The organism is Pleionea litopenaei, from assembly GCF_031198435.1.
GTDB lineage: Bacteria > Pseudomonadota > Gammaproteobacteria > Enterobacterales > Kangiellaceae > Pleionea > Pleionea litopenaei.
Map to the genome: position 1 here is coordinate 1,430,132 of NZ_CP133548.1, position 12,502 is coordinate 1,442,633.

General features: G+C 44.4%; 13 protein-coding genes. All 13 read right to left on the minus strand.

The features are described from left to right. Positions 1-32 precede the first annotated feature (32 nt). Entirely contained in the window at positions 33-962 is a 930-nt protein-coding gene (locus Q9312_RS06340; RefSeq protein WP_309203746.1) for a peptidoglycan DD-metalloendopeptidase family protein, read from the minus strand. A 148-nt stretch (positions 963-1,110) separates the two neighbouring features. Then, positions 1,111-1,692 carry a YqaA family protein gene (locus tag Q9312_RS06345; RefSeq protein WP_309203747.1) on the minus strand — a complete coding sequence of 194 codons (582 nt, stop codon included), beginning with the start codon at positions 1,690-1,692 and terminating at the stop codon, positions 1,111-1,113. A gap of 24 nt (positions 1,693-1,716) precedes the next feature. Then, the gene (locus tag Q9312_RS06350; protein ID WP_309203748.1) at positions 1,717-2,385 is read right to left on the minus strand and encodes a protein-L-isoaspartate(D-aspartate) O-methyltransferase; all 669 of its coding nucleotides are present in this window, start codon (positions 2,383-2,385) and stop codon (positions 1,717-1,719) included. After that, positions 2,382-3,128 (minus strand): 5'/3'-nucleotidase SurE, encoded by a 747-nt coding sequence (surE, locus tag Q9312_RS06355; RefSeq protein ID WP_309203749.1) that lies wholly within the window; start codon positions 3,126-3,128, stop codon positions 2,382-2,384. The genes Q9312_RS06350 and surE overlap by 4 nt, the downstream gene beginning before the upstream one ends. A 12-nt stretch (positions 3,129-3,140) precedes the next feature. Continuing rightward, positions 3,141-4,196 carry a tRNA pseudouridine(13) synthase TruD gene (truD, locus tag Q9312_RS06360; RefSeq protein WP_309203750.1) on the minus strand — a complete coding sequence of 352 codons (1,056 nt, stop codon included), beginning with the start codon at positions 4,194-4,196 and terminating at the stop codon, positions 3,141-3,143. Beyond that, on the minus strand, positions 4,186-4,677 hold the full coding sequence (gene ispF / locus Q9312_RS06365) for a 2-C-methyl-D-erythritol 2,4-cyclodiphosphate synthase (RefSeq protein ID WP_353961554.1): 492 nt from the start codon (positions 4,675-4,677) through the stop codon (positions 4,186-4,188). The genes truD and ispF overlap by 11 nt, the downstream gene beginning before the upstream one ends. Then, complete coding sequence (ispD, locus tag Q9312_RS06370; RefSeq protein WP_309203751.1) at positions 4,674-5,384, minus strand: 2-C-methyl-D-erythritol 4-phosphate cytidylyltransferase; 711 nt, start codon at positions 5,382-5,384, stop codon at positions 4,674-4,676. The genes ispF and ispD overlap by 4 nt, the downstream gene beginning before the upstream one ends. Positions 5,385-5,392: 8 nt before the next feature. Next, positions 5,393-5,671 (minus strand): septum formation initiator family protein, encoded by a 279-nt coding sequence (locus tag Q9312_RS06375; protein WP_309203752.1) that lies wholly within the window; start codon positions 5,669-5,671, stop codon positions 5,393-5,395. A gap of 53 nt (positions 5,672-5,724) precedes the next feature. Continuing rightward, positions 5,725-7,005, minus strand: a complete 1,281-nt coding sequence (gene eno / locus Q9312_RS06380; RefSeq protein WP_309203753.1) for a phosphopyruvate hydratase — start codon at positions 7,003-7,005, stop codon at positions 5,725-5,727. A 31-nt stretch (positions 7,006-7,036) separates the two neighbouring features. Next, the gene (gene kdsA, locus Q9312_RS06385; RefSeq protein ID WP_309203754.1) at positions 7,037-7,882 is read right to left on the minus strand and encodes a 3-deoxy-8-phosphooctulonate synthase; all 846 of its coding nucleotides are present in this window, start codon (positions 7,880-7,882) and stop codon (positions 7,037-7,039) included. 14 nt (positions 7,883-7,896) lie between these two features. Continuing rightward, complete coding sequence (pyrG, locus tag Q9312_RS06390; protein ID WP_309203755.1) at positions 7,897-9,525, minus strand: CTP synthase; 1,629 nt, start codon at positions 9,523-9,525, stop codon at positions 7,897-7,899. Between the two features lie 259 nt (positions 9,526-9,784). Continuing rightward, complete coding sequence (locus tag Q9312_RS06395) at positions 9,785-11,587, minus strand: DUF885 family protein (protein WP_309203756.1); 1,803 nt, start codon at positions 11,585-11,587, stop codon at positions 9,785-9,787. Positions 11,588-11,672: 85 nt separating this feature from the next. Further along, a complete protein-coding gene (mazG, locus tag Q9312_RS06400) occupies positions 11,673-12,497 on the minus strand; it encodes a nucleoside triphosphate pyrophosphohydrolase (protein ID WP_309203757.1) in 825 nt (274 codons plus the stop codon). Positions 12,498-12,502 lie beyond the last annotated feature (5 nt).

Consider the following 12,502-nt stretch of genomic DNA (forward strand, 5'->3'; position numbering starts at 1 on the left):
GAGGGTTCCACGCTCGGAATTCTTTACTTTTTTTATAGTTTTGGTAAGTACTTAATCGGGTCGACTGGCTTACCTCGGTAACGAATTTCAAAATGTAACTTACTTTGATCCGCACCACTGTTACCTATATCGGCAATAACCTGCCCAGCTTTAACAATTTCATTCTCTTTCACATGAATTTTGCTGTTATGGGCATATGCGCTTAGAAAGTCATCATTGTGCTTCACAATAATTAAATTGCCGTAGCCTTTAAGCGCGTTACCGCGGTATACCACTCTACCCTGGGCAGCAGCTCTAACTGCTTCCCCCGGTCTCCCCGAAATATCGACCCCTTTGTTGCCGTATAATCCATCGGAAAAACCATCAATAATTGAGCCCTTCACGGGCCAGTGCCATCGAGCAATTTTGACACCCGAGTAATGAGCATTACCTGAACTCTTAGGAGCTTGTCGAGTACTTTTTGAACTTTTTTTGACCTGTGCAACACTTTCAACTGGTTTATTAGACTTTTGCTGAGAGTGAGCCCTAACCTTTGAAGACTTACTGTTGTTGGAGTCGGCAATTTTCGATTCTTGTATAGGCAAGTTAAGCGCTTGAAAAACCGCTCGTTTTAGTTTGCTTTCATCAAATGAGGCTTGCTCCACAACACTTTGCTGCAGTGCAAAATTTAATTTTTGCCCTGGATAAATTCGATAATCATTATCAATTCGATTTAGGTCGGCTAGTTCGCGATAATCGACACCGTATCGCCAAGCAATAGAAAAGAGCGTATCGCCCTCTTCAACTAAATGAAATTCAGGTAGATTTTCATCCGCTACCTGTTGATTACTAGGAGGATTGTAGTCGTAAGAAAGGTTAACCACTGGTGCTGGTACGTGGTGGCCACACGCAAACAACCCCGCCGTAACCAAAGCATACGTCAGGGGTCGAAACAAACGAACTGCATAACTACGTCGGTTCATCTTTGCCACACTTAATACCAACCCTTTGATTTTAATGAAAAAAACAGGAGAAAGGCCGGGGTTTTTACTGTTGTTTAAACTTAATTAGTTCACTTTTAAATCTCAATAACTTAAAAGTAAATTTAAGTTTAGCTTGTAACTCCATGATTTATAGGTATTTGTATAACAAATATCCGAATACTGCAAGTAAAATAACGCTCCAGCCCAACCAGTCAATGATTGGCTTTAAGCGTCGCTCTATGGTGTCGCCGCCCCAGTACATTAAGCCAGCAACGAGATAGAAACGTGCAGCTCGTCCAATAACAGAGGCAAAAAGAAAGGGAAGCAAGGCCATTCCGATAACGCCAGCACTCACCGTAAAAAGCTTGTAAGGCACGGGAGAAAAGCCAGCAATGAACACCACCATCCATCCATACTCATTCATCCAATGTTTAACGGTATCAAGACGCTCGGCGTAACCCATCGACTCAATGTAGGGAAAGATAACATCAAACAATTCGGCACCTAGCCAATACCCAATCAGGCCACCAACCACAGACGTTAACGTACAAACGGTCGCATAGAACCACGCCTTGTTTCGATTCGCGAGCGCCATAGGTGCCAACATTACATCAACGGGAATCGGGAAAAATACCGATTCAGCGATGCTCATGCCACCCAAATAATAAACCGCATGTTTATGGGCAGCCCATCGCAAGCAACGGTCATACATTGCACTAAAAATTTTCATAGCAGAAATTTCTCTAAGACGTGATTATTCGATGGTTCCAGCTAGCAAAGGAACAAACTTAACCTTCTCTAAGCTCATTTGCTGTAACTCACCATCGACTTTTTGCAATAGAATCAACTCTTGTTCGCCCGTTTGACTTCCAACGGGAATAACTAAGCGGCCGCCTTCGTTCAGCTGCTCTACCAGTGCTCCTGGGATAGATTCTGGTGCGGCGGTTACAATTATGGCATCGTAAGGAGCCTTCTCCGACCAACCTTGAAAGCCGTCTCCATGGCGATAATAAATATTGAACGCGCGCAGGTTTCGTAACCGTTTTTGAGCAATACGCTGCAGGGGACCAATGCGTTCAACGGTATATACCTCTTTGAACATTTGAGCGAGCACAGCGGTTTGGTAACCGGAACCCGTGCCTATCTCTAGAACCCGATCCATCACGCCCGTATCAAGCAATAACTCACTCATTCTTGCAACAATAAATGGTTGAGAAATAGTCTGTCCCATACCAATGGGAAGCGCTGTATCTTCGTAAGCGCGATGGGAAATAGCCTCATCAACAAACAAATGACGCGGTGTATTAGCAATGATATTCAACACCGTTTGGTTTTGAATACCTTCTTCTTTTAGACGGTTCACAAGACGTTCGCGTGTTCTTTGCGAGGTCATTCCGATTCCGGACACTTGAAATGAATTCATAGCTCCGACACCCACTCCCCAACTGGTTCAAATACATCGTAAGCCGTTAAATCGACAGTAATTGGAGTTATCGATACAAAAAAATGCTCAACGGCATAGAAATCAGTCCCTTCCGCTACGTCTTGTGCGCCTGGCGTTGGACCTATCCAGTACACCGTCTGTCCTTTGGGATCTTTTGTTGGAACTATAGTATCAGCTCTATGGCGACTTCCCAAGCGCGTTAAACGATATCCAGCAATTTTTTCCAGAGGGCAATCAGGAACATTAATATTTAAAATTTGCGAGCTACTTAGTTCGGCTGCGCTCAAGCGCTCTAACACCCTAGAAACAACCACCGCGGCAGTGTTGTAATGTTGTTCGCTGGAACCGACGCAAGAAACGGCAATGGCGGGAAAGCCAAGGGAACGTCCCTCCATTGCAGCAGCGACAGTGCCACTATACAGCACATCGTCTCCGAGATTTGCCCCTCGATTGATGCCGGCAATCACTATGTCAGGTTTTTGCGGCATTAAGTGGTAGGTTCCCAAATGAACACAATCCGTCGGCGTCCCCGAAACCGAATAAAAACCATTGGAGCGTTGTTTTACCCTGATGGGTACTTCGAGTGTTAAAGAATTCGACGCTCCGGAGCAATTGCGATCGGGTGCCACAACCGTTACTTGATGTTTCTTCGAAAGTTGCTTGTACAGTTGCTCAAGGCCAGGTGAAAAATACCCATCATCATTACTCAATAAAATATTCATGATGCTATCCTGTTAGCCGGCATTGCGATGCTTCGGGGCCGCATCTTCAACACTGCCCAACTCATGCAGTAACGCCGTTGCATAACTGCCGCTTGACAGTGCAAAACTCAACTCTAAATCGTCATCAGAATTCATCCATTGCCAACTCAAGTTTCCTGGAATGACCCGCAACGAACGAAAGTCTGTTTTTCCCGGAAGAAATTCAAGGCAATCGGCATACTCTTCCCAGGTTTTAAGTAAGTCATCAGACAGCGGAGGTTGCAAAGAAAAGATATCTTTTCCAGGCAGCGGGCCTGCCACATGGACATCACCCGCTAATAATCGACCACTCAAGTCTTCGTCTTCAGCGTCATAAACAAAAAACGATCGAGTTGAGTTTAAGTTGATACGATCTCCGGTCATTGGACGCTGCCAGTGTTCAGATGAGATTCGAGACGCTAAAAATTGATTAAAGAACCAAGAACGAATAGCTGACAAATAGATCGATTGTTGAGACTTTTTAAAGCGTCTTTTTTGTACCAACATTGCCCGTGCTTTTGATAAGTTATTCATTGCGAATCCGAAGCGTTGCTCCCCAAAGTAATTGGGGAACCCTGTTTGAGCAATCTTCTGTAGCCGTTGCTCAATGTCTTCTTTTTCGCCTTTGACCGCTCGCAGTATTAGTGTAAAACGATTTTCTCGAATGCTGCCAATCTTTAACTTTTTATTATGTCGAACGGTTTTTAGAATGGCGAAGTCGTCATGAGTTAACAGCGTTTCAGGTAATGCTTTGCCCGGTAGATAAACACTTAACCACTGACGTGTAACACCGTGTTTATCTTTTAAACCAGCGTGCCCGATATCTCGCTCTCTCACACCCAGCCATTGAGCAATATGTTTGATTACCCACTGCGTATTAGCATTTCGCTTCTCTACCCATAAAAATTCATGCTCACCGTCACCTGACAGTTCAAACGAAAGCTCTTCTTCAACAATAAAATCTTCTGGCGAACTTTTATATTTTGCTGCCGCAATCACCGGACTTTGACTAGGTTTCCATGGAAAAGATATTTCAGAATTAGATTGCATTCGCTTTCTCACTCATTAGCAACACAACAGCATGAACGGCAATGCCCTCTTTGCGTCCAACATACCCCATTTTTTCTGTCGTCGTTGCTTTGATATTAACTTGCTCAAGTTCACTTTGTAGATCGTCACAGACACATTTTCTCATCGACTCTATGTAGTTCGATAATCGCGGTGTCTGAGCAACGATAGTGACATCTAAGTTGCCTAATTTATACTGCTTGTCGACCATCATTTGAGTTACCCGTCGAAGTAACTCTCGACTGTCTATTCCCGAAAATTCAGGTGACTGATCAGAAAAATGAAATCCTATATCACGCAAAGCTAATGCGCCTAAAATCGCATCGCAAATAGCGTGCAACACAACGTCGCCATCAGAATGTGCCAACAAACCAATGTTTGATGGAACCGTCACTCCACCAAGAATTAGCGGTGGTTCGCCACCAAACTTGTGTGCATCAAAGCCATGCCCGATTCGCATCATTTACCGTTACCACTCTCTCTTAGTTGCAGCACTTGCTCTACCAGCTGCAAGTCACTGGGATAAGTTACTTTCAAATTGTCATGCTTAGCCAATACATACTCAAGCGACTCACCGATCAACTCTAGGGCTTGCCCTTCATCGGTTACCACCTGTTGTAGCCCATCAGCGTTTATCAGTGCCTGATACAAAGTTTTAGCCGAGGTGACTTGAGGTGTTAAAGCGCGCACTAAAGTAGCTCTGTCGACCGTTTTAATAACGTGTGAACCGTCAACTTGTTTTATGGTGTCCACCACTGGAGAGGCCAATATGGCAGACACTGAACGATTAAAACTCCGTTCTACAAGGTGTTGCCAATCGTCAAAGTGTAAACATGGCCGAGCCGCGTCATGCACCGCAACCCAGGCAGTATCATCTTGCTGCAGTACATAGGAGACACCGTTCATTACCGAGTCTTTACGTTCTGCACCACCTGAAATAATGGTCAATTTGGAGTATTTCTGACATAAACGATCGAGTAACTCAGAAGGTTCAGCCATTATAACAATCTGCTTAACACGTGGATCTCGATGAAATAACTCGATGGAGTATTCAATGATCAACTTTCCGTTAAGTTCCAAAAAAGGTTTGGGCGTTGCGAGCCCCATTCTCGACGCTCGCCCAGCCGCCGGTATCAACACCCAAAGTGACGGAGATGGGTTTGCAGACATTCGTATTGTTACTTTTTATCAGATACGAAACGGAAAAAAGTTTCGCCGGGCTTAATCATCCCTAAATGAAGGCGAGCGTACTGCTCTATCGCTTGATCGTTGTTGCGTAACGCTTTAACTTGCTTGTAAAGCTCTTCATTACGAACTTTAAGTTGGTCATTGGCCGCTCGCTGATCGGTGACTTGTTGATCTAATTTTCGTAGCTCAGCAATGCCGCCATCCGGCGACCACAGACGCACCTGCAGACCTGCTAAGACTAATAGTAAAAAAATCGCCCACCACTTCATGACCAAATCCTCGATGATGCTTACCACTGGTAAGCATCATCTATTTCAGTGAGTTACTGAAAACATTTAAAAGCAGACTTGCCAGGATAAACTGCTTTATCGCCTAACTTCTCTTCAATTCTAAGTAACTGATTGTATTTTGCAACACGATCACTACGACACAATGAGCCCGTTTTGATTTGGCCAGCCGCCGTAGCAACCGCTAAATCGGCAATCGTCGCATCTTCAGTTTCACCACTACGATGCGAAACTACAGCAGTATAACCTGCATCTTGCGCCATTTTAATGGCGGCGAGCGTTTCACTCAAAGTACCAATTTGATTCACTTTAATCAAAATAGAATTGGCAATGCCTTTGTCGATGCCTTCTTTTAGAATTTTGGTGTTTGTGACAAATAAATCATCACCCACTAACTGCACTCGGTCACCAATTTTTTCGGTCAACAATTTCCAACCATCCCAGTCACCCTCATCCATACCATCTTCAATAGAAATAATTGGATAACGATCGACAAGGTCGGCTAGATAATCAACGAACTCAGCTGAGCTCAAAGTTTTGTTGTCGCCAGCTAAATGATATTGACCGTCTTTATAAAACTCAGAAGAAGCAACATCGAGACCTAACCAAACATCTTTACCCAACTCATAACCGGCATTGCTAACGGCTTCAGAAATCGCCGCTAAAGCTTCTTCATTTGAACCAAGATCGGGAGCAAAACCACCTTCATCACCAACCGCTGTATTCAAGCCTTTCGCTTTTAAAACCGCTCTTAGCGCATGAAAAATTTCAGTCCCGCAACGAAGTGCTTCAGAGAAAGATTCAACGCCTGCAGGTAAAATCATAAACTCTTGAATGTCGACATTGTTGTCAGCATGAGCGCCACCGTTAATGATATTCATCATCGGTACTGGCATCGCAAACTTGCCAGTATTAATCAATTCAAACAATGGCTTTCCTGCGTCAACCGCCGCCGCTTTGGCTGCCGCTAGCGACACAGCTAAGATTGCATTGGCACCAAGCTTTGCTTTGTTTTCTGTACCGTCTAAAGACAGCATAATGTCATCAATGGCTTTCAAATCAGACACGTCTTTTCCGATCAATGCCGAGCGAATATCATCATTTATGTTGGCCACAGCTTTGAGAACGCCTTTCCCTAAATAGCGAGACTTATCTCCATCTCGCAATTCTAAAGCTTCACGAGATCCGGTTGACGCACCCGAAGGCGAACATGCCGATCCCATGGCACCCGACTCTAAAATAACATCTGCTTCAACGGTTGGGTTACCACGTGAATCTAAAACTTCCCGTGCTTTGATATCAGCAATCTTCGACATAACTATTCCTGTTTCTTGGTTCTCAATAAAATTAAGGCTTCGCCATTAAATCATGCTCAATAAATGGAGCTGACTTAACGCAGTTATCTATATTCTTTAACATTTCTAACATCTCACCGATACGCTTCATCGGAAACGAGTTAGGGCCGTCACTTTTGGCTTCTTCTGGGTTCGGGTGAGTTTCCATAAATACCCCCGACACGCCAGCTGCAATAGCCGCTCGAGCCAACACTGGGACGTATTCACGTTGTCCGCCACTGCTTGCGCCTAATCCACCTGGTTGCTGAACCGAATGAGTCGCATCAAAGACTACTGGACATCCAGTTTCACGCATAATCGCTAAACCACGCATGTCGGAAACCAGTGTGTTATACCCGAAGCTTGCACCTCGCTCACACACCATAATTTTGTCATTCCCAGTCGCCTTGGCTTTGTTCACCACATTGCTCATATCCCAGGGCGCTTGGAATTGTCCTTTCTTTATGTTTACCGGAATTCCCGCTTCACATACACGTTGAATGAAGTTAGTTTGTCGCACTAAAAATGCCGGTGTTTGCATCACATCAACCACCGATGCCACTTCATTAATTGGCGTATCTTCATGAACGTCGGTCAGAACGGGCACGCCTAATTGATCTTTAACCGCTTGTAGAATTCTTAACCCCTCTTCTAATCCGGGGCCACGAAAGCTGGTGTGCGATGAACGGTTCGCTTTATCAAAGCTCGATTTGTAGATAAATGGAATCGATAATTGATCGGTGACTTCTTTTAAAAACCCTGCGGTCTCGAGTGCGAGTTGTTCACTCTCAATCACGCATGGACCCGCAATAAGAAAAAAAGGTTTATCGATGCCAACTTCAAATCCGCAAATATTCATAAGGCCTCCAACGGCTATTCGCCCTGTGCAGCGCGCGCAGCTTCAACAAAAGCAGTAAACAAAGGATGTCCATCACGCGGTGTTGATGTAAATTCGGGATGGAACTGACACGCGACATACCAAGGATGGTTTGGTAACTCGAGCGTCTCAACTAAATGCTGAGCCGCCGAATAACCTGAAATTTTTAGTCCTGCCGCTTCGAGCTGGGCAATGTAATTATCATTCACTTCATAACGATGACGATGACGCTCGTTGATGACATCACTACCGTAAATTTGGTGTATTTTACTGTCTGCTACAAGATTCGAAGGCTGAGCTCCTAAACGCATGGTTCCACCTAAATCGCTTTGCGAATCACGCGTTTCAACCGAACCATCTTGGTTAATCCACTCAGTAATCAATCCAACCACCGGATGAGGACTTTGTGGCTTAAACTCTGTACTATGAGCGCCTTCTAAACCACAGACGTTTCTTGCGTACTCAATGATCGCTACTTGCAACCCAAGACAAATACCCAAATAAGGCACATTGTTTTCTCTCGCATAACGAGCCGATAGAATCTTTCCTTCAACACCACGCTCACCAAATCCGCCGGGAATTAAAATCGCATCGGCATGCTCTAAAATTTTCGCGCCTTTCTTTTCAACATCTTCGGCATCGATGTATTCGATATTCACGGTCAAGCGTGTTTTAAGGCCTGCGTGGATCAAAGATTCAGTTAAGGACTTATAGGCATCGGTAAGATCCATATACTTACCCACCATGGCAATGGTCACTTCCCCTTTTGGGTTAGCTTGAGCATACAACACTTGCTCCCATTCTTCTAAATTCGCTTCATTACACTCTAATTTGAAACGCTCACAAATTAAATCATCAAGCCCTTGCTGTTGGAGTAGTGAAGGAATTCGATAAATACTATCCACGTCACGCATCGAGATGACTGCGTTTTCCTTTACGTTCGTAAACAAGGCAATTTTTGCTCGTTCACCTGCCGGTATAGGTTGTTCTGAACGACAGACTAATACATCGGGTTGAATACCAATTGAACGTAATTCTTTTACCGAATGTTGGGTCGGCTTTGTTTTTAACTCACCCGCCGTTTTGATAAAAGGAAGCAGAGTTAAGTGCATAAATAAGGCTCGCTCGCGACCTAGTTCATAGCCTAACTGTCGAATCGCCTCAAGAAATGGTAGAGACTCTATGTCACCAACCGTACCGCCAATTTCAACCATGGCTACGTCGGCATCACCAGCCCCTTGAATCACTTTGTGTTTAATTTCGTCGGTAATGTGAGGAATAACTTGAACCGTGCCGCCTAAATAATCGCCTCGTCGCTCTTTGCGCAAAACGTCGGCGTACACTCGACCGGTCGTGAAATTGTTTCTTTGGCTCATTCGAGTCCGTACAAACCGCTCGTAATGCCCCAAATCAAGATCGGTTTCGGCGCCATCTTCCGTTACATAGACTTCGCCATGTTGAAACGGGCTCATCGTTCCTGGATCGACATTAATATAGGGATCGAGTTTTAGCAGAGTCACTTTTAGACCTCGCGACTCTAACAGCGATGCTAATGATGCTGATGCAATACCTTTACCCAAAGACGACACTACACCGCCCGTCACAAAAATAAACTTTGTCGCCATTGACTCACCCATTTAAAACGTTATCAATATTCCAGTGCTTTCGCTTCACTGAATATCAGTCTTTCTAGTTCAATCACCCAATAGATAAAACCTACTAAAAACAGTAAGTTATAGACTCTCTACGGCTTGTAATTGAAATTAATAGTGCGGATGCGAGAAGTCGCATCAGGACGGGACGTTAGTATATCAAAGAATGCCACCCGCAATCGAGAAAATTCACTGCTTTTTTCACACAAGGGGTCTGGCAGCACATACGCATTTACTCTGCTTCAGACTTCTCTTGACTCTCTCGCTCTAGAATGAGTTGCCGCTGCTCGTCAATCCAGTGATCGACGGCTTGCTCAAGTAATGGAATGGAAAGGTTGCCTTGAGTCAAAATCACGCCATGAAAATCAGCCAGGTTGAAGTGGCCTTTAAGCGCTATTTCAGCCCTTTGTCGCAACTGTCTTAGCGCAGCTTCTGCCGCAGCGCGCTGCGCTAAGAGTCCAGGGGAGACAAGCGTAGAATGGACCAACTGAGAAATGTCTTGTTCGCTAAGAGGTAGCGTTTGACGCAACAAGCGTTCGACCGACTCTGAGCTCCATCCTCGCTGGTGTTGTGCAATGATCGCGACTAATTGCGCAGATGCCATAAGTTGATTGAGCACCACACCCACTTCAGAATATGAATCAAATGCTTGTAGCTCATCGACCAACGTTAAGGCATAAAGAGACCATCCTAACTCGATCGCTGCCTTGGGTAAAAGCGCCCGGTAAGACAAATCGGGAGCGAACTCCTGTGCTAATGAATATTGAAAATGCCGTCCGGGCGATCCTTCAACCACCACCAAAGGTTTCAGTAGAGCATGATTGGCCGTTGCCGGTGAAATCCAATTCAACTGTAAGGTTGCGGCGCGGACAGGTTGCATTTGCGCAGCGCTATACCGAAACACAGGGGCGCCTACCCGTGCTTGAAAAGTGAGTTTTAGAGTACTGCGCGGAAAATGATTAAATAGTTTAGGTAGCTGCTTGTGAATGGATTTTAGCCAGTTAACCAATTCAATTTGAGTCGACTGAACATCACTCACAGGTCGCCACTGATTACTCAAAATTGATTGGTAAAAGTCTTGGTCACTTCTAGCGTCAGAGTGAGCCTTACGCAGTTCACTGAACGAACGGCTCAATCGGTCGATATCGGTTAACGCTTGGCTCATCAAAGCATCCATGGTTTGATCTTTCAACATGGCCTCTTGGAGGTGTTTTTCAAAGAGCGAGTCATCGACTTGTCGATACCAAGAGTGCTCTTCCAATAAGGGCAAGTAATCGTTTTCGATAAACGCAATGTAAGAACTTAATGCAGGTAACACTTGCGAGTCTATGACTTTGGAGTACTGCAGTATTAAATATTGCTTTTGATTGGCAAGAAACTGCCTCGGCATCTTTGTTATGGGCGCATAAAGGAGGCTATTTTCATAACTAGGCACTAAGTGTTGTTTCAATATCCGCAGTTCATTTTCTACCACGGTTCTCGATGGCAGTAGTTTTGATTCGACTCCGATCAGTAATCTTTGTTGTGACCGTTCAACAACGGCAGGAAACGCCTTTAACCTATCAAGCCAGAGCTCGTAATCTTCAACCGAATTAAACCGCCACTCACTGTTGCCGCTACCTAAGATAAACAGTTGATCAAGTTCAGACAAATTGGGTCCTAGTTCTAGCATAGGTTGTGGTATGCTAAATTCAGCTTTGAGACGAAGTAAATCACTCTCTAAAATCTGTAATAGTTTGTCATTTCCTAACTTCTTTTCTGTAACTTGATTAAGTCGTTTTAGCAAAGCGTCGATTTTCGGAAGCGTCTGTTCATTGGTTTCAAAGTTTAACGGCAATTGCAATGGCTTAATACCGAGTTGAGACGCTTTAATAGGAAACTTATTGCTGAGTATGTCCTTTAATTCCAAGTCAATGGCGCGAATTTCTTGGGCAATTGGAGCCTCGCCTTTTGCCATAACAGAAGGGCCAGCAATAAAAGTAAAGACTAAAACAACAATGTATAAATAACTTACAACTTGTTCATTTAATTTCATAAACTCTACCCAAGCCCGATTTGTCTTAGCTATTCCGGAATCACTCGATGGTTTCCAAGCGACTAAAATTAATAATTGCCATGGCTTATGATTCTTTTTGTTTCGCCAATTGCCAAAAGTGCTCTAACTCCTCAAGCGAAAACTGAGAAACCTCTTTGTGATGTTTTGCAGCTTCTGCTTCCACTTGGCGGTACCGCAACTCGAATTTCTTATTGGCTTTTGATAACGCTTGTTCCGCGTCAATTTTGATATGTCTAGATAAATTAATCATTGCGAACATCAGGTCGCCAAACTCTTCCTCTACCGCGTCAAGCGGTGCAGCATTTCCCCGCCCCTTCGCCTCAGCAATGGCTTCTTGTAACTCGCGCGTCTCTTCTGCTATTTTATCCCAAACGCCGTCTTGATTCGGCCAGTCAAATCCTTGTTTCGCCGCTCGTTTCTGTAATTTCTGAGCTCTTTTAATACTGGGCAAGCTTTTCGGTATATCATCTAAAACACTCGCGGCTTCATTTTTCTTTTGCCGCTCTCGATGCTTCTGTGCTTCCCAAGCTTTATGCAGCTCTTCGTCATTACTAAATTGTTGATCTGCGAACACATGTGGGTGACGAACAGTTAGCTTATGGCAGATTTCGTCAACAATATCTTGAAACTCAAAACGCTGCTCTTCTTTTGCAAGTTGAGCGTAAAACACAACCTGAAACAGTAGATCGCCAAGCTCCCCTCGCAAGTCATCAAAGTCTTCTCGCTCAATAGCATCGGCTACTTCGTAAGCTTCTTCAATGGTAAAGGGAATGATACTTTCATAACTCTGTTTCAAATCCCATGGGCAACCGCCCTCAGGATCCCTTAAGCGCCGCATGATCTCCAATAAAGGTTCAATATCAACTTTGCTGTTGTCAGACTTATTCACGTTCT